15 protein-coding genes are annotated in these 18,495 nt (G+C 49.9%); 6 read left to right on the top strand and 9 right to left on the bottom strand.

Features of this window, described 5'->3' with window-relative positions; genetic code table 11:
- Nucleotides 1–22: 22 nt before the first annotated feature.
- Nucleotides 23–472: a rhodanese-like domain-containing protein gene (locus tag B3355_RS10725; RefSeq protein WP_019880659.1), complete on the bottom strand. Its 450-nt coding sequence runs from the start codon at nucleotides 470–472 to the stop codon at nucleotides 23–25.
- Between the two features lie 350 nt (nucleotides 473–822).
- Here B3355_RS10725 and glnA point away from each other — a divergent pair, with 350 nt between their 5' ends.
- The 4 genes from glnA (at nucleotide 823) to ntrC (ending at nucleotide 5,470) form a co-directional block, all read left to right on the top strand.
- Complete coding sequence (gene glnA, locus B3355_RS10730; RefSeq protein ID WP_024930129.1) at nucleotides 823–2,232, top strand: type I glutamate--ammonia ligase; 1,410 nt, start codon at nucleotides 823–825, stop codon at nucleotides 2,230–2,232.
- 125 nt (nucleotides 2,233–2,357) lie between these two features.
- A complete protein-coding gene (locus B3355_RS10735) occupies nucleotides 2,358–2,849 on the top strand; it encodes a DUF4124 domain-containing protein (protein WP_047515695.1) in 492 nt (163 codons plus the stop codon).
- Nucleotides 2,850–2,958: 109 nt separating this feature from the next.
- Nucleotides 2,959–4,059, top strand: coding sequence for a nitrogen regulation protein NR(II) (glnL, locus tag B3355_RS10740; RefSeq protein ID WP_024930131.1), 1,101 nt, complete (start codon nucleotides 2,959–2,961; stop codon nucleotides 4,057–4,059).
- A 19-nt stretch (nucleotides 4,060–4,078) separates the two neighbouring features.
- Nucleotides 4,079–5,470 (top strand): nitrogen regulation protein NR(I), encoded by a 1,392-nt coding sequence (gene ntrC, locus B3355_RS10745; protein WP_024930132.1) that lies wholly within the window; start codon nucleotides 4,079–4,081, stop codon nucleotides 5,468–5,470.
- A gap of 1 nt (nucleotide 5,471) precedes the next feature.
- Here the strand turns inward: ntrC and B3355_RS10750 are convergent, their stop codons facing one another.
- Nucleotides 5,472–6,146 (bottom strand): DUF6445 family protein, encoded by a 675-nt coding sequence (locus B3355_RS10750; RefSeq protein WP_047515693.1) that lies wholly within the window; start codon nucleotides 6,144–6,146, stop codon nucleotides 5,472–5,474.
- Nucleotides 6,147–6,253: 107 nt separating this feature from the next.
- Complete coding sequence (locus B3355_RS10755) at nucleotides 6,254–7,510, bottom strand: porin (protein WP_200884066.1); 1,257 nt, start codon at nucleotides 7,508–7,510, stop codon at nucleotides 6,254–6,256.
- 366 nt (nucleotides 7,511–7,876) lie between these two features.
- Here B3355_RS10755 and B3355_RS10760 point away from each other — a divergent pair, with 366 nt between their 5' ends.
- Nucleotides 7,877–8,359, top strand: coding sequence for a hypothetical protein (locus B3355_RS10760; protein WP_024930135.1), 483 nt, complete (start codon nucleotides 7,877–7,879; stop codon nucleotides 8,357–8,359).
- A gap of 8 nt (nucleotides 8,360–8,367) precedes the next feature.
- On the opposite strand, the gene mutY is transcribed toward B3355_RS10760, so the two are convergent.
- The 4 genes from mutY to katG form a co-directional block, all read right to left on the bottom strand.
- On the bottom strand, nucleotides 8,368–9,405 hold the full coding sequence (mutY, locus tag B3355_RS10765; protein WP_292783673.1) for an A/G-specific adenine glycosylase: 1,038 nt from the start codon (nucleotides 9,403–9,405) through the stop codon (nucleotides 8,368–8,370).
- Nucleotides 9,406–9,407: 2 nt separating this feature from the next.
- Complete coding sequence (locus B3355_RS10770; protein WP_292783676.1) at nucleotides 9,408–12,098, bottom strand: AsmA family protein; 2,691 nt, start codon at nucleotides 12,096–12,098, stop codon at nucleotides 9,408–9,410.
- Between the two features lie 19 nt (nucleotides 12,099–12,117).
- The gene (locus B3355_RS10775) at nucleotides 12,118–12,921 is read right to left on the bottom strand and encodes an undecaprenyl-diphosphate phosphatase (RefSeq protein WP_292783679.1); all 804 of its coding nucleotides are present in this window, start codon (nucleotides 12,919–12,921) and stop codon (nucleotides 12,118–12,120) included.
- A 361-nt stretch (nucleotides 12,922–13,282) separates the two neighbouring features.
- The gene (katG, locus tag B3355_RS10780; RefSeq protein WP_292783682.1) at nucleotides 13,283–15,466 is read right to left on the bottom strand and encodes a catalase/peroxidase HPI; all 2,184 of its coding nucleotides are present in this window, start codon (nucleotides 15,464–15,466) and stop codon (nucleotides 13,283–13,285) included.
- Between the two features lie 346 nt (nucleotides 15,467–15,812).
- Between katG and B3355_RS10785 the strand changes: the two genes are divergently transcribed.
- Nucleotides 15,813–16,703 carry a hydrogen peroxide-inducible genes activator gene (locus B3355_RS10785; protein WP_292783685.1) on the top strand — a complete coding sequence of 297 codons (891 nt, stop codon included), beginning with the start codon at nucleotides 15,813–15,815 and terminating at the stop codon, nucleotides 16,701–16,703.
- Nucleotides 16,704–16,730: 27 nt separating this feature from the next.
- Here B3355_RS10785 and B3355_RS10790 read toward each other — a convergent pair whose 3' ends face one another.
- Complete coding sequence (locus tag B3355_RS10790) at nucleotides 16,731–17,600, bottom strand: DUF3426 domain-containing protein (RefSeq protein WP_292783687.1); 870 nt, start codon at nucleotides 17,598–17,600, stop codon at nucleotides 16,731–16,733.
- Nucleotides 17,591–18,493: a 50S ribosomal protein L11 methyltransferase gene (gene prmA / locus B3355_RS10795; RefSeq protein ID WP_292783729.1), complete on the bottom strand. Its 903-nt coding sequence runs from the start codon at nucleotides 18,491–18,493 to the stop codon at nucleotides 17,591–17,593. Before prmA ends, B3355_RS10790 begins: the two co-directional genes overlap by 10 nt.
- Nucleotides 18,494–18,495: the final 2 nt, after the last annotated feature.

Consider the following 18,495-nt stretch of genomic DNA (forward strand, 5'->3'; position numbering starts at 1 on the left):
GTCTAAAGTGATTGATACAGCGTTAATTAGTCCACGGCAGGCCAGCATGCTTCCAGCCGTTAATCAAGGTTCTTTGCTTCAGCGCATTGGCCTCGCCTTCAAAGCCTTCAATCATATTATAAGCATTGCTATAGCCCAGTTGCTGCGCCAACAACGCCGCATTATGACTGCGTCCGCCTGTACGACACATAAAAATCACGGTGCATGATTTATCCACTTGCGCTTGCAATTGTGCAGCAAACTCGGCATTTGCCACCATGCCAGGGTAAAACGCCCACTCTACATGGGTCGCAACAGGCACACGCCCGACCAACTCCAACTCCGCGCGTGAGCGTACATCGACCAACACCGCTTCGCTATTCTGGCTAATCAATGCGTAGGCTTCTTGCGGCGTCACCGCACCCGCATATGACAAGCCAGTTTGTGAGGCGCGGGCATGGGCCTGAGTTAAGATATTTTCTACGCTTTCCAAATCACACCTTCATTCATTCACACAAGGACTAAAACGGCGAGTATACCCGCGAAAGCAAGTCAAAATCACAATGCACAATTTTGGTGCTCAATTTGTTGCATTGCACACAAATAGTGCATGATGTTTTTATAATTTTATGTAAGATACCCCTTAACCATGCAAAATGGTTATTTTGGCGTGGCATGCTTCCTGCTAATATTACACATTGAGATTTCCTGGGATTCGGTCATCCGGCTGAATTCCAACTATCCATTGTTTGACACTTGCTCACGTTACGGGACATCCGCAACATGCCCCGCTTTTTGCGTGTGCAACTTAAAATTTAGACCTTGATCATTGAGGAGAATGTAATGTCCGTTGCAAACGTAATGAAATTGGTTGCAGAAAACGACATCAAATTTGTTGATTTCCGTTTTACCGATACCAGAGGTAAAGAGCAGCACGTGACTGTGCCAGTTTCTCACTTCGACGAAGATAAATTTACTGAAGGCCATGCATTTGACGGCTCTTCCATCGCTGGATGGAAAGGCATTCAAGCCTCTGACATGCAACTGATGCCTGATGCAAGCACCGCATACATTGACCCGTTTTTTGACGAGCCAACATTGGTTTTAACCTGTGATGTTGTTGACCCTACAGATGGTAAAGGTTACGACCGCGACCCACGTAGCTTGGCGAAACGCGCTGAAGCCTACCTGAAATCCAGCGGCCTGGGCGACACAGCCTACTTCGGTCCTGAGCCAGAGTTCTTCATTTTTGACAGCGTACAATGGGATGCCACCATGGGTGGTAGCTTCGTTAAGATCAACTCCGAAGAAGCAGCCTGGTCATCAGGTGAAAAATTCGAAGGCGGCAACACAGGCCACCGTCCAGGCGTTAAAGGCGGCTACTTCCCAGTGCCTCCAGTCGACTCATTGCACGACATCCGCTCTGCGATGGTGATGACACTGGAAGAGTTGGGCGTGCCTGTTGAAGTGCATCACCACGAAGTGGCGACTGCTGGTCAATGTGAAATCGGTACTAAATTTGCAACATTGGTACAACGTGCTGACTGGACACAAATCCTGAAATACGTAGTGACCAACACCGCGCACGCTTACGGTAAAACTGCAACCTTTATGCCTAAACCAATGTTTGGCGATAACGGTTCTGGTATGCACGTGCATCAATCCGTATGGAAAGATGGCAAAAACCTGTTTGCAGGTAACGGCTATGCTGGTTTGAGCGATTTCGCCCTGTACTACATCGGCGGCATCATCAAACACGCGCGCGCATTGAACGCGATCACTAACCCAGGCACTAACTCATACAAGCGCCTGGTGCCACATTACGAAGCACCGGTAAAACTGGCTTACTCTGCTAAAAACCGTTCTGCTGCGATCCGTATCCCATTCGTACATTCAGACAAAGCACGTCGTGTTGAAGCTCGCTTCCCAGACCCGATTGCCAACCCATACCTGGCTTTCTCAGCTTTGCTGATGGCTGGCCTGGACGGCGTTCAGAACAAAATTCACCCAGGTGAACCAGCGACAAAAGACTTGTACCATCTGCCACCAGAAGAAGATGCATTGATTCCAACCGTGTGTTCTTCATTGGAGCAAGCGCTTGAGTACCTGGACAAAGACCGCGAGTTCCTGACACGCGGTGGTGTGTTCACTGATGACTGGATTGACTCTTACATTGCATTAAAAATGGAAGAAGTTACCAAATTGCGTCAAACACCACACCCTGTTGAGTTTGGTTTGTACTACTCCTGCTAATCGCAAGAGACGCACCAAAACAGGGCAGCTTAGGCTGCCCTGTTTTTTTATGCACACTCAGCATCGTCAACCTTTTGCAGTAAACACACGTTGATAACCTCAACAATCTACTCTAAACTATTGCCATGAAAAGACTTTTTTACGTTCTCGCTTTTGTACTGGCATCAAGCAGCTGCCTGGCGGATATCTACAAGTATACGGACAGCAATGGTGTGACCACTTACACCAATATCAAGCCAGAAGGTCACAGCAAAGCAGAATTGGTCATTAGCGGCCCAAAAACGGCGGAGCCACCACCCGTTGCGCGTGAAAAAAAACCTAGCGCAAAAGCCCCCTCTCCGGCTAATTTCCCCAAAGTGGATAACCAGACGCAAAACCAGCGCGACCAAAAACGCCGCGAATTGCTCATGAGTGAATTAGAGCAAGAAAAACAAGCACTTGAACATGCAAAACAGCTCTACGAAGAGGCGCAAAATACGCCCGAAGTCTATAAAGGCGCCAATGGAAAAACCTTTAGAAACGTCGCAAAATACGATGAAAAACTACATGTGATTGAAGCCGAAATTCAGGCCCATGAGCGTAACATCGAGCTACTCAACAAAGAACTTAATCTGTAAACGCACCATTTTGGGAATTCTTTAAACCATTTTTGACACCTGAGTTAGAATTGGCTTGGCTTTTGCTTTAAAACAGGGCGTGATTCACTCTTTTTAACAAGCTTAGGATATGGTTCAAAAATCTCCCCACGGGTTTAGCGGTTTAGAGCACATTGCAACAGCAGTGATTCTGCTCAATAACCAGCTGGAAGTAACCTATGCAAACTCGAGTGCAGAGATACTGTTCGCGTTTAGCGCCAACCAAATTCACGGCCTGCACATTCACGATGTATTCGTGAATTGCGAGATTCTGCAAATGGCAGTCACCAATGCCATACAAACTCAAGGTCCCTTTCGGGAACACGAGTTCACGCTGACCACACAACGCGGGCACACCACGGCGGTCACTTGTACCGTCACACCCATTTCAACCACGTTCAACCAAACGCCAGAGGACATGCTGATCCTGGAGTTTGTGCAAATGGACCAGCAATTGCGCATTGCGCGCGAAGAGCGCATGCTGATTCAACAGCAAGCCAACTCAGAGTTGTTGCGCAATCTGGCACACGAAATCCGCAACCCCTTGGGTGGTTTGCGCGGCGCAGCGCAATTGCTTGAATTCGAGCTGCCACAAGCCAGCCTGAAAGAATACACGCAAGTCATTATTAAAGAGGCGGATCGCCTGCACAGCTTGATGGATAGGCTGCTGGCGCCCCATCGCGTACCCAAATACGAGCCGACCAACATTCATGAAGTATTGGAACGCGTACGCAGTTTATTGCTGGCGGAATCCCCCAATCATATCCGCGTCATTCGCGATTATGATACCAGCCTGCCCGAGCTAATAGGCGACCGCGAAAAGTTGATTCAGGCGGTGCTGAACATCGCCCGCAACGCCGCGCAAGCCATGCAACAAAGCCAGACGGAAAGCGCAAGCATTACCTTCCGCACGCGTGCAGAACGCCAGATTACGCTGGCCAGGAAACGCTACCGCGTTGGTATCCATCTTGAAATTATTGATAACGGCCCTGGCATCCCGGCAGGCATTAAAGAACGTATTTTTTACCCTCTGGTTTCTGGTCGCGAAGGCGGCACAGGCCTGGGGCTAGCGTTGGCGCAAACATTTATTACGCAGCACCATGGCATGATAGATTGCGATTCACAGCCAGGCAAAACAACCTTTCATATATTGCTACCGATTGAAAGTACGCAATTAAAATCATCAGCATAATAATTGACGAGAAATAGCTATGAAACCAATCTGGATCTTAGACGACGACAAATCCATCCGCTGGGTGTTTGAAAAAGCACTGGCACGCACAGACTTTGATTTCAAAACCTTCTCGTCCCCTGCAGAAGCACTGAATGCCTTAAACCGCGAGCAACCACAAGTGATTGTCAGCGACATTCGCATGCCTAACGGCTCCGGGCTGGACTTTCTGTCAGAGGTAAAACAGCGCTTTCCGGATATCCCCGTCATTATCATGACTGCTTACTCCGACCTGGAAAGTGCAGTGGCGGCATTTCAGGGTGGCGCCTTTGAATATCTGGCCAAGCCTTTTGATGTCGACCAAGCCATTGAAATTATCAAACGTGCGGTTGAAGAGAGCATGCGCCAATCGGTTGAAGCCGTCGAAGACACCGGCCCATCGCCAGAAATTATCGGTCAGGCACCAGCCATGCAAGAGGTGTTCCGCGCCATTGGTCGCTTGAGCCGCTCACATTCAACGGTACTCATCAATGGTGAGTCTGGCAGCGGTAAAGAGTTGGTCGCCAGCGCGCTGCACAGACATAGCCCACGTGCAGACAAACCATTTATCGCGATTAACACCGCAGCAATCCCTAAAGATTTGCTGGAATCCGAATTGTTTGGCCACGAACGCGGCGCGTTTACCGGCGCCGCAGCGGCCAGAAGAGGGCGCTTTGAGCAGGCAGACAACGGCACCTTATTTCTGGATGAAATCGGCGACATGCCTGCAGACTTGCAAACACGCTTATTGCGCGTGCTATCCGATGGCCAGTTCTATCGGGTCGGCGGCCACCAGCCAATCAAGGTCAATGTACGCGTCATTGCGGCCACGCACCAGGATCTGGAAGAGCGCGTTAAACAAGGCCTGTTCCGTGAAGACTTGTTTCACCGCTTAAACGTCATCCGCCTGCGCCTGCCGCCTTTGCGCGAGCGCAGGGAAGACATCCCCTTGCTGACCAAGCATTTTCTCGCCCACAGCGCTCAACAGCTGGGTGTAGAGCCTAAACAATTATCCCAAGCGGCCATCAAATACCTGATGTCAGTGAATTGGAGCGGTAACGTCCGCCAACTGGAAAACGTCTGTCACTGGCTCACTGTCATGGCACCCGGCCAGAACGTAGACGTGAATGACCTGCCACCAGAACTGAAAGAAGATACCGGCAAGCACAACACGGGCGGCTCCTGGCAAGAAGCATTAGCGCAAGAAGTTACAGATGCGCTCAATCGAGGCGAAACCAATATCCTGGATGCAAAAACCAAGGAGTTTGAACGCATCCTTATCACGCGAGCCTTGGCCCATACCGATGGCCGTCGCATTGAAGCGGCCAATCAGCTAGGCATGGGACGCAATACGCTGACGCGCAAAATCCAGGAATTAGGGATAGACGATTAAATTAGATATGCACCTGCTGGCTACGCCATAGTGGGAATGAGCTGTGTTTCTGCGCATCAATACTGCTGACAAAAAAGACTTGCGCCAAGCGTGAGTCTTTTAAGGTTTTGCCAAAGAAGTTATTTGCGGCATGAAAGTGACGGCCTTCATACAAAATCAAAGTGTTATACACATTATTGATGCGTACGATTTCATCGAACATGCTGTGATAAGCGGTATCCATCTTCACTGTCCCGTCTGCAAAGCGCTTATCGTTTACCTTTAACGCTTTCTCATAGGCATCTTGATCAAAACTCTTATTTGGCCTGAACAGTGAGGTGCCTGAATCGAGTGGCGCATCTGGACTTAAATACAATACGGCTGCAAACACCGCATTACCATCAGTGTGAATTACACCTCTACCATAATCTTCACTCACACTCTGAAAGTTGGTCGAAATTGCCCAGCGCATATGCTCATATTCTGAGTTATGAAATAACGAGATGATTTTTGTGCTCAGCTTCTCAAATAAAGGCTTATTAATGACGGATAAATCTTTTGTGCGAGCCCCTGGAAATACGTAAGGTACATCTTTCAATTGATGGCGATATTGGTATTTCTGATTCAGCGCAAAAGTCCTTACTGCGTCTGGGTCTTCATAAAAATTTTCAACGATCGTAACAGGATACAAATTCATAATTTATTAACCACTATCAGCAGATAAGCTTTTATTGAGATAAAAAAACGGCAACCGAAGTTGCCGTTTTTCTGACTTTTAATTTAAGCAGTTAAACTGCAATTAAACTAGAAGAACAGGATCGCACCCAGAGAGATGGTTTTTGCTTTAACATCTGTATCTGCAACAGTACGATTGTTTGTTTCGTCTTTAGCAACAGAGTATTCAGCAACCAAGTTCAGGTGTTTTGTCAGAGGGTGGTAAGCACCAACTGTCCACATGTTAGCTTTAACGTCGCTGAATGTGTCAGCACCGTTACCGTCCAATGTAGATTCACCGTAAGAAGCAGCCAACTTAGTACCTACGCCTGGAACAGTGTAAGAACCTTGTACGTACCATTGGTCAGAGTCACGACGTTTGCCGTTAGCATCGAAACCACCAGCAAACTGAACTGTTTGGCCGATACCTTTACCTTGGCCGTAGTAACCAACCAGACCGAAGTCAGCAAATTTCAGGCTAGTACCGATATCCCATGCGTAAGCACGCTCGCTACCGAAGTTAGTACCTGCAGTTGTTGTAGTTGTCACTACACCAGTACCCAGATCTGCAACTGATGCAGTTGTTGAAGCACCAGCTAAACCTTCAACCTTTTGGCTGATAGCAGATGCCCAAACTTTACCAGCTACATCACCTGTCCACTCGTAAGAAGCTTTACCTTCGTACGCAGTTTGTGAACCAGCACGGTCAGTAGAACCAACACCGCCGTTAGCAGCGATTGCGTTCCAGCCTTGTGTCAAACCAGCTGTGAATTGGAAACCGTTCCAGTTTGGTGAGGTGTAAGCAACTTGTGCTTTCCAGTCAGCATACATGAAACCACGGCCGATACGACCCAAAGTTGTTGTGTTGCCAGCCAAAGAGCCAGCAGCAGAACCAACGCCCAACAGAGTTTGGTCGTTCAAGATAGCGTCTGAAGCGTAAATGCCCAGATCTTTACCCAGCTTGATAGAACCCCATGAAGCATCACCGAAAGTCAAGAATGCTTGACGGTTTTCTTGTTGTGAAGATTGCTTACCAGCTTGTGTTGTAGAAGCACCTGGGTTGATGCTGATTGTGAAACCAACATCCAGGTCGTTCTGACGTGTTTTACCAGAAACGCTCAGGTAGTTTGGCAGCAAACCTGTAGTGATGTTAGCTACGCTGTCACCATTTTTGTACTCGCCAGCAGCAGAGTCATCACCGCTGAAGCTAGTGTGAGTGTAGTAAGCGTTTACAACGCCACCGATGTCCAGAGTCCAGTCACCAGCTGGGATAGTGATGCCAGCTTGTGCGCCAGTAGCGGCAGCGAACAGAGCTGCTGCAACTGCAACGTTCAATTTTGTATTCATACGAATCTCCAAAAATGTTGTTTTCACAACTTGTGTAAGGATATTGCTTTTTAAGATGAGCGCAAAAACGCTCATACTCGAGAACTCCTGCGGAATCACTTAAAGCATTTCCAACAAGGTCAGAGCAATTTTTGCAAATGCAGGGCTTTGGGCGCAAGTGAATACGTCAAATTGCTTAGCGCAAGTTTGATTTGTTGCAGAATTGCAACAGTCTGACTAGTTCTGGAAATTGCAAGGTTATGAAAAGGAGCGGTTTTACTAGGCTGTTCAAACTGAATTTATCTAAAAGTTTCTGCTAGGATAGCAATGTTTAACAGTGTCTTTTGCTGTCCATACCTTTATATATGATTCTAACCGGGGCTTCTCATGATTTCTGACATTCAGTTATGTAGTCGTTTTATAGATACATTAGACTGGATTTGCCAAGTGCTGATCAGACACTCTGATGACTTCAATGTCGCCCTGGTGAGAATTGCCTATGGGGATGACAACAGCCTGGGCGAGGCTTATGGCGCGCCTGAGGCATTGCGCCAGCTCTCTTCTTTGACACACGATTTGCAGCGTTCGTTTAGACGTTCAGATCTGGTCGGCAGGGAAGGCACTGACTTCTGGATTTTATTCCCTTACACCCGCGTCACGGATAATGTCTACGACAAGCTTATGGATGTGATTCAAGGTTCTGCGCACGCGAACTTGAATATTGTTGAGCGCGAAATCGCTATTTTTGAGTTGCCTGTGATTTACACAAAAGCGCTGGTGAAACCTGATAGCGCGCCTTCTTTATTAAAACATCTCAAGAACAATCAGGCCGAGTTGGCCACCCATGTATTTCGACTCGCAAACCTCTAGGCACCCGCCTAAGGCTGTTTGAACGCTTTAATTAAAGTGCGCACAGGCGTTGGCAGTGCCGCTGAAATCGCGTCAGAGAAGGTCAGCCACTGCATATGAGGGGGGAGGGCAGGCCGTCGCCCGGTCAGCTGTAATGGTTGCGGCGTAATTTCAAGTTTGAAATGTGTAAAGGTATGCCACAACACTGGCAACACTTCGAGTGTCTCGGTTTCCAATCCCAGGCTATCCTGCACATGCGGCACGGCTATTTGCGTAGAAGATAATTCAGGCAGGCTCCATAACCCTCCCCATATCCCCTGATTGGGCCGACGCTCCAGCAAAATCTCACCCGCATCCACAATCATCAGCATGGTGACCTGCTTTTCTGGCAATGCTTTGCGCGGTTTAGAGGCGGGCAGCTGAGCCACACGCTGTTGTTGATATGCCTGACACTGATCCTGCATAGGGCAATCATCGCACCGCGGTTTGCTGCGCGTGCAGAAGGTCGCACCAAAGTCCATTAAGCCTTGCACATACGCTGGCAAACCATCATCAGGCAATAACGCTTCAGCAATTTGCCACAGTTTTTTTTCAACTTCGGGCAAGCCTGGCCAGCCATCTACCGCATACAACCTGGCCAGCACACGCTTAACATTGCCATCTAAAATGGTCTGGCGCTGATTAAAAGCGAATACACTAATCGCGGCAGCCGTTGAGCGGCCTATGCCTTTAAGTGTCTGGATGGTATCGAAATCTGTTGGAAAAATACCACTATGCTCACGCATGATAGTCTGCGCAGCATGATGCAGATTACGTGCGCGGGAGTAATAGCCCAAACCACTCCAATGACGCATCACCTCGTCCTGCTCAGCCTCGGCCAGACTGGCGATGGTGGGAAAACGCTGCATAAAGCGGTCATAGTAGCCAATGACGGCCGAAACCTGCGTTTGTTGCAGCATGATTTCAGACACCCACACGGCGTAAGGGTCACGCGTTTGCTGCCACGGCAAATCATGGCGGCCATACGCCTGTTGCCAGGCGATTAATTTTTCAGCAAACACACTCACAGCTAGAAGTTCAACAGCTTTTTCAAAGCCTTTTGTTTGAGCTGGTCGGCAGGCTTGGCAGGCTCCGTTGTCGTCCCGCTCTCGGATTTGGCTGCATCACCACCCGTACTATCGCTGGATGACTTACTATTGAGCAATCCTTTTAAAGCATCTGCCTTCGTGCCACCAAGTTTTTCGGAGAGCGCATCCAGTGCCACGGATTTCGCCAATGCTTGCCCCAGCGCGGCCATATCGATACCAAATTTAGGCGCGGCAAAAGTGCCCGTTATTTTAACCGGCACACCCACGCTACCAAGCTGTTCGGCATCTTTACCCCCCTGACCTTTGAGCGAATTGACCAGCGTTGGCTTGGCAAGATAGTTAATCTGCTCTTTGCCAATATCGATATCGCCCTTGCTTTCGCCCTTGGTCAACCGAAAAACCGGCGCCTTCATAGCCAGGTCGTCATTATGCGCAACACCGTTTTTGATATTAAACGTTGCCGTCAGCTCACTAAAGTCTGTTTTTTTGCCTTTATCTGCATCGGCATTCGACTGGCCTTTGAGCACATTCAGCTTGCCTTTGGCGTCCCGGATCGCGCCAGCCAGATCAAAGCCTTTCACGGCGCCTTCAGCCATACGCAAATCAACCGAGCCGCCCAGTGACTTTTTTAGCGCCGTCACCGTATTACCTTGCGCTGTCACATTTAAATTCAAGTTACCGTTGCCAGACAGCATGTCATTATTAATAGTGTCGACCAGCAACGGGCCGACGGCGATATTTTGCAGGCTTTGCTGAATCGCCAGCGCAGGGGTCGCGCGCGCATCCAGCTTGACTGCGCCGCGCACCGTGCCCTGATAAACATCCACATTCAGCGGATCCAGACTCGCCAGCCCATCTTGTGCTTTCAAACCGATATTCAGGTTTTTAGCTTCTGTTTTGCCATATTTCAACCAGCCCACACGGATACTGCCTTGCGCATTCAGTGCTTTCAAGGCAGACAAATCAATCGGTTGCTCAGTCTTATCGGCCGCTTTGTCAGCAGGTTTGCTTTCACTGGCGCTGGCCGTCGATTGCGGCAAGTAGCGATTCAAATCCAGCTTGTCTATATTGAGGTCAAACGTATATAAAGGCTTGCTGAACTGGCTAACCCCGACATTACCTTGAATACGCGTGTCATCCAGTTTGACATCCAGACCTTGCAAGGCGAGCTTTTGTCCATCGGCTTTGATGCCAACATTGAGACCACTCAAGGTATAGGGACTGTATAAAATCTTGCCGATATTGATGCTGCCATCAAGGAACAAGGTTTTTAACGCGCTCAGGTCGGCAGGTTTATCTGCTTTGGTGCTGGCTTTAGTGCTGCTCGCTGCAACGTCTTTTTTACCACCTGCATTACCGAGCAGCGCGTTCAAGTTCAAAGTATCAGCATGCAGCTTGAAACCAATATGCGGCGTACTGAAACCGGCGACACTCACATCGCCATTCAGTTTGGTTTCCGCCAGCGCTAAGTCAAACGTGGTTTTAACCTGCTCCTGCTTCACATTGGCATTGGCTGCCAGCTTGAACTGGCCCTGCATGGCACCATTAGGCAAAGCCGGGTCTTTAATATCAAATTTGCCAGCCAACGCAGGTACTTCAAAAATCAGGTCGGTCAGATTAGCTTTCACCGGGGATGCGAAGTGACCTTCCACTTTGCGCGCACCCGCATTGACATTAATATCCGCTGTAATGCCTTTGCTTTCCACTGCCTGTTGATTACCCTTTAATTCAGCCAGTACCACGGCCAAGTCCACATCGCCGCTGGCATCTTTCTGCTTGAGTGACAGCAATACTTTGTCGCTACTGATGAGCGTTGGATTTACTGTCAAGGCAGGCGCCTGTACGCCGACATCGCGCTGAGCGCCTTTAAAGTTGCCTTGCATGGCCAGTTTCAGGCCAGATACATCCAATGCTGTTTTCGCCGCATCAACATCCACTGAGCCTTGCGCAGTGACTGTGACGTCCTGCCCATCCAGCAGCGCACCCTTTAATTGTGCGTCTAAGCCTTTAACAACAAAATGCTTACCTTCCGGGTCAGCCATGATATTGACCTTGATCGCCGCTTTCGCATCGATGGCAGGCTGGTTAGCCGCCAGGTGAAAATCTGTCGCCACATCAAACGGCTTTTTCAACGCCACCTGACCGGTGGTCAGGTTAAACTGGTCTACACTATATTTAGCCCCGGTGCCTTCATTGCTAAAACTGGCTTGGGTGTTAGTGATTTTGACGCCTTGCACATCAAAATTAATCTGCTGTGACTCTTCCTCTTCCTTGCTCAGCAAATCATCAAAGTTGAAGCTGCCATCGGCATGCTGGATCACATTGACCTGCGCACCATCCAGGTAAACGGTATCCACCACGATTTCTTTTTTGAGCAGGGGCAATACCGCCAGCGCCACTTTGGCGCTTTTAATGGCAGCAAATTGTTTATCGGACTGGTGCTCGGACAAAGTGATTTCACCTAAATCAGCTCCGATTTTTGGCCAGAAACTGAGTTTAATGTCACCCTTGATATCCAGCGTGCGCTGTTTTTTGTCTTTTACCAACTGAATCACGGTTGGCTTGTAATCATTAGGATTAAAGGTCACCGCTAGGTAAACCACCACCAATAGCAGCACCGCCAGCAGCGCAACGATGCCTAACACAATTTTTTTTAACAGCGCACGATTCATGACTCACACCTTAAACAGATTAATGTGCAAAAAAGGCCAATATCAGAATACCAAATACGATGCGATACCAGGCAAACACCGCAAATGAATGCTGGGCCACGAAACGGATCAACGCACGAATCACCACCAGCGCAGACAAAAATGAGACCACAAAGCCGATTAAAAAGATCAGCGCATCATCAGCAGACAACAAATCACGCGCCTGGTATAAATCCAGCCCGGTCGCCGCAAACATAATCGGCAACGCCAGAAAGAATGAAAACTCAGTCGCAGTCTGGCGGCTCAGGCCAAAACACATGCCACCCAAGATGGTAGCCCCTGAGCGTGACATGCCGGGGAACAAGGCCAGCGACTGAGCAAAACCAATCTGTAATGCTTGCTTGGCCGTGATCTGGTCAATTTCCCGTGTCTGACCTTCAGGCGCAAATCTTTCAATCAGTAAAATCAGTATGCCGCCAACGACCAGCGCAATTCCCACCGTGAATGAGGAAAACAAATGTTCTTTAATTTGATGATGAAATGCCAGGCCGATCAGCGCAGCAGGTAAAAAGGCGATGATCAGGTTGCGTACAAAATGTTGAGCGTTGGTGTCGGTTTGAATGCGCTGCACCGTATTCCAGAGACGCTGGCGATACTCCACGCAGACCGCCAGGATCGCGCCCAGCTGGATAATAATTTCAAACACATCGCGTTTATCTTTAGAGAGAAAATCCAGCCACTCCCCGGTAATGATCAGATGTCCAGTACTACTGACAGGAATAAACTCGGTCGCGCCTTCGACCAGGCCCATGATCACGGCCTTCAGCATCAAATAAATATCCATGGCTGTATTCTAGCAGACACTGCAAAGGACTTGCGGGGTGTTGGGAAAATTAGCAGGATCAGTCATACCCTGAAATATTTAGTCATAAATTTAGCGTTTGGTGACTTAGCGGAATGTATACGGTTATCTGTGCCATTCCGACGTGACTGGAATCCATGTGATACCAGATTTGAACAAAAGGTTGTTCTTCATTGATTTACTCTCTTTCGCCTTGTTGGCGAGTCACTTTCTGNNGCCAAAAAGGCGAAAAGCAACACCACATAAATACACAAACCTAAGAATTACCTTCTCTACGAGATCCGATCCACAAATAAAAAAGCGCCTAGATTTCTCAAGGCGCTTTCGCTTTTATAAACTGCGATTACTTCAAATCAAACCGATCTGCATTCATGACTTTCGTCCAGGCAGCCACAAAATCCTGCACAAATTTCTGCTTGGCATCGTCTTGCGCATACAGCTCAGCATAAGCACGCAGTATCGAGTTGGAGCCGAACACCAGATCCACACGTGTCGCAGTCCACTTCACTGCTCCCGTGCTGCGGTCACGCACTTCATACAGGTTTTGCCCTGTTGGCACCCATGTATAACGCATGTCCGTCAGGTTAACAAAGAAGTCGTTACTGAGCACGCCCGGCCTATCGGTAAACACGCCATGCTTGCTTCCGGCATGGTTGGTATCCAGCACCCGCAGGCCACCTATCAGCACCGTCATTTCTGGCGCCGTCAATCCCATCAGTTGTGTACGATCAAGCAACATATCTTCCGGGCTGGGCACATAATCCGCTTTCAGCCAGTTGCGGTAACCATCATGCACTGGCTCCAGCACATCAAAAGACTCCGCATCGGTCTGCTCGGCAGTAGCATCGCCACGGCCTGCAGTAAATGGTACTTTCACCTCAACACCTGCCACCTTGGCTGCTTGCTCAACTGCGGCAGTGCCTGCCAGCACAATCAGGTCGGCCAGACTGACTGGTTTGCCAAACGCTTGCTGAATCCCTTGCAGCACAGCCAGCACCTTCTGTAACCGGACTGGCTCATTGCCTACCCAGTCTTTTTGCGGCGCCAGACGAATACGCGCCCCATTGGCACCGCCACGATAATCCGACGCACGGAAAGTACGGGCGCTGTCCCAGGCGGTAGCAACCAGCTCAGCCGTGGTCAGGCCGCTGCCGAGAATTTGTGTTTTCAAAGCAGCAACATCCGCCTCGCTCAGTGCATTGCCGGCAGGCACCGGGTCTTGCCAGATCAGGTCTTCCTGCGGCACATCTGGACCAATATAACGGGCTTTTGGCCCCAGATCGCGGTGTGTCAGCTTGAACCAGGCACGGGCAAATACCTCGGAAAAGTATGCCTGGTCATCACGGAAACGCTCCGAAATCTGACGATAAGCCGGGTCTTTAATCATGGCCATGTCAGCATCGGTCATAATCGGGTTATAGCGAATGCTAGGATCTTCAACATCGACCGGTTTGTCTTCTTCCTTGATGCTCACAGGCGTCCACTGCCATGCACCAGCCGGGCTCTTGCTAAGCGCCCATTCGTGGTTAAACAGCATGGCAAAATAGCCGTTATCCCAACGCGTCGGGTGTGTGGTCCAGGCGCCTTCAATGCCGCTGGTGACTGAGTCACGGCCAACGCCACGTGTCGAGTGGTTGTTCCAGCCCAGGCCTTGCTCATGCACATCGGCGGCTTCAGGGTCGGCACCCAGATTGCTGGCCTGGCCGTTGCCGTGTGCCTTGCCCACTGTGTGACCACCTGCCGTCAATGCCACAGTTTCTTCATCATTCATGGCCATGCGGGCAAAAGTTTCACGGATATCGTGCGCTGTTTTTAATGGGTCAGGATTGCCATCCACACCTTCTGGATTGACATAGATCAGACCCATCATCACCGCTGCAAGCGGGTTTTCGAGATCGCGCTGGCCGGAATAACGATTACCTTCGCTACCGGTTTTGGCCAGCCACTCTTTTTCGTTACCCCAGTAAATATCTTTTTCCGGATGCCAGATATCGGCACGGCCAAAAGCGAAACCAAACGTTTTCAGGCCCATGGACTCATAAGCAATAGTGCCTGCCAGCGCAATCAAATCCGCCCAGGACAGTTTATTGCCATATTTCTTCTTCACTGGCCACAGCAGGCGACGCGCCTTGTCGAGGTTCACGTTATCCGGCCAGCTATTGAGTGGCGCAAAACGCTGGTTACCGGTACCAGCGCCGCCACGGCCATCCGCTACACGATAAGTCCCGGCCGCATGCCAGGTCAGGCGAATCATTAAGCCGCCATAATGCCCCCAATCAGCTGGCCACCATGCCTGGCTGTCGGTCATTAAAGCATGCAGGTCTTTTTTCACGGCCGCCACATCGAGGGTAGCGACAGCCTGGCGATAATCAAAAGCCTCCCCCAGCGGATTAGTCTTGCGATCTTGCTGATGCAGGATATCCAGATTTAAAGCATTGGGCCACCAATTGGTATTGGATTGGCCGCTGGCGGTAATTGCCCCATGGCTAAAAGGACACTTGCCGGTCGCGTGTTGTTTATTCTCCATTTTTAAGCTCCTTTTTTGATTATGATCACCCAGGCTCCAGAGATGACCAGATGATCAATATACTACTTCTTCATTATTGCGATAATAGTTCATCGTCCAATTGATCAAAGCAATCTTGTTGCTGATTAAAAGCAGGCAGCGTAAGCCGCCAATGTTTCCTGCAAATCAGGCGGTTCGGTATACAGCCAGGCCAACATGTTTTCTCCTTATGAATGAAGTACGAGTGAGTACATGACTTGCATTCTAGGCAACCGATATTAATTTGTATAATTGTATGTTTTGATATTATTGATTAATAAAATTAATAGAATTACACTAGCAGCCATCACCTTATTAGAGCACCGCCATGACCCTGATTGAATTGAAGTTTGTGTTAGCCGTGGCACAAGAACGTAATTTTCGCCGCGCAGCCGAAAAATGTTTTGTCACCCAACCCGCGCTGAGCCTGGGTATTAAAAAGCTGGAAGAAGAACTAGGCGTGTCATTGTTTGAACGCAACCGCAATGAGGTCACACCCACCGTGATCGGCGAGCAGATTATTGCGCAGGCGAATATCGTGCTGGAGCAGGCGGCCAAAATCAAAGACATGGCCAAACATGGCAATGACCCGCTCAACGGCCTGTTTAAACTGGGCATGATTCACTCGGTAGGGCCTTACTTGCTGCCGGAAATCATTCCGCCATTGATAAAAACGGCACCGCATATGCCGCTGGAGGTGGAAGAAAACATTACCGCGACCCTGGAGCAGCAACTCAAAAATGGTGTCATTGATGCCGCCGTCATTGCTTTGCCGTTTGATGTGCCTGGCATTGAAACCATCCCGCTTTACGATGAAGATTTTAATGTCGTCGTGCCGGTGAGCCACCCATGGGCGGCGCGCAAGACCATTCACGCCGATGAGTTAAGTAACGAGAAAGTGTTGTTGTTGAATACTGGTCATTGTTTTAGTAACCAGGTGACGCAGGCCTGCCCGGAGTTGAGCCGTAAAGGGGAGGTATTACAAGGGAATTCACTGGAGACGATACGTAATATGGTGGCTTCCAACCTGGGCATCACGGTATTACCGGCCATGGCAACCGTATCACGCTATCAAAATCCGCTGATCCGGGTCATCCCGTTTAGCAAACCGGCGCCTAGCCGACGCATTGCCTTGGCCTGGCGTAAAAGCTTTGTACGCACCGCCGCTATTGAGGTGCTGGGAAAAGTAATGATGGAAGTGGGTGCAACGCAGGCGTAACTTGCTCGCCGCTAAATACGGGAGTACTTAGTAAGCGATGGCGACGCGGAAACCGGTGACCAGTTTTTCATCGACGCCGAGCAAGGTTTTCACTGCTTGCTCTTGCTGCGGGGCCAGTCCATCGGCAACCTTGACCGCGGCAGGCAAATACTCCGATGGTGCGAGAGTTTTACGCAGCACCGGCTCATCAGCGGTATTGGTCAGCGTCAGTTCTACTGTAGGGTAAGCCTGCGCAACGCTGCCATGATTCATCAGCACACTGGAAAAAATGAGCACGCCCTGACGCTCTTTATGCTCCTGAATATCAGCGTCATCAATGGTCAACTGGGCAATCTCGCGCGGCACACCGATGTCACAATGCAGCGGCTTGCACAATGCCAGCAAGAGCGATTTGGTTTGCGGGTAAGTGGCCGCCAGACTGGTGCGCGAGAAATAAGTTAATTGCAAGCCAAGCAGTAACAGCAGGGCGCCTACTAGCGCGATAAACACACGTTGGCTGGCAGCGCTTTCCACGGGCACTGGCCGCTCATCGGCAAGGGAGATATCACGTAAAAATGCCGGGATAACAGGTTCTGAATCCGCGCCTTCTGCATGCAATGGCGTGGAAAAAACATCGTCTAATGGCAGGTCTGGTCGCAGCGAAAAATCTGGCACTACGGAGGTATTGTCGCTTTGTGCCGCTTCGGCACTCACTTTAAAATACACGGCGGCATCGCTGGCCACTTCAGTCGTATCGGCGGCCGGCAAGGGTGGCGTAATTGACGATAGCAAATGCGAGCCAGCATCAAACACATGGTCGCATTCGCCACAGCGCACCTTGCCTGCATAGGCTTGCAATTGTTCGTCAGTGACTTCGAATTGTGTTTGGCAGGCCGGGCAGGCCGTAATCAAGGACATTTTCTGCTTCCCGTCAGCAAGACCCATCCATCTTGCTGGACGGGGGCATCCATTTCAAACCACTCTGAGTAACGTGCCAGCAAGATGTCTTGCTGGCTATCCAATATGCCGGATAATGCAACTTTGCCGCCACTTTTGCAAGATTTGGCAATCACTGGCGCCAATACCATCAGCGCACTGGAGAGAATATTGGCCACCACAATATCAAATGGCTCATGCAGGTAGTCTGCAGAATCATAAAATACGGCATCCACCTGATTATTAGCCGCATTATCGCGGCTGGCAATCACGGCTTGCCCGTCAATATCAACACCGATGGCACTCTGCGCACCTAACTTTTTAGCTGCAATGGCCAAAATCCCAGAGCCACAGCCGTAATCCAGCACATTGGCCTTGGCCAATAAAGACTTGGGCAATTGCGCCAGCCAGCTCAGGCATAAATGCGTGGTTGGATGACTACCGGTACCAAAGGCCAGGCCTGGATCCAGCACGATATTGATGGCATCGGCATTTGGCGCCTGATGCCATGAAGGCACAATCCACAACTGATCGGTCACGCGGATCGGATCAAACTGGGCCTGTGTCGCACGCACCCAGTCCTGCTCTTCAATCTGTTCCACCTGGTACTTCAAGCCATCCAGTTGCAAGTCAGACTGCACATTCGCCAGTAGCGCCTGCACATCTGCCTCGGCATCCAGCATGGCAGTGACGATATTCTGTTCCCAGATACCGGGCGGCGGATCGCCAGGTTCGCCGAAAATGGCCTGCTCGGCCATCGTGTCGGCGTGCGCATCTTCTATGCTGACAGACAATGCACCATGCTCCATGAGCACGTCACTGAGCGACTCGGCCTGCGGCTCGGTCGATTGAATTTTAAGTAACAGCCAATGCAACA

Origin of the sequence: Methylophilus sp. UBA6697 (assembly GCF_002454655.1) — a bacterium.
Classification (GTDB): Bacteria; Pseudomonadota; Gammaproteobacteria; order Burkholderiales; family Methylophilaceae; genus Methylophilus.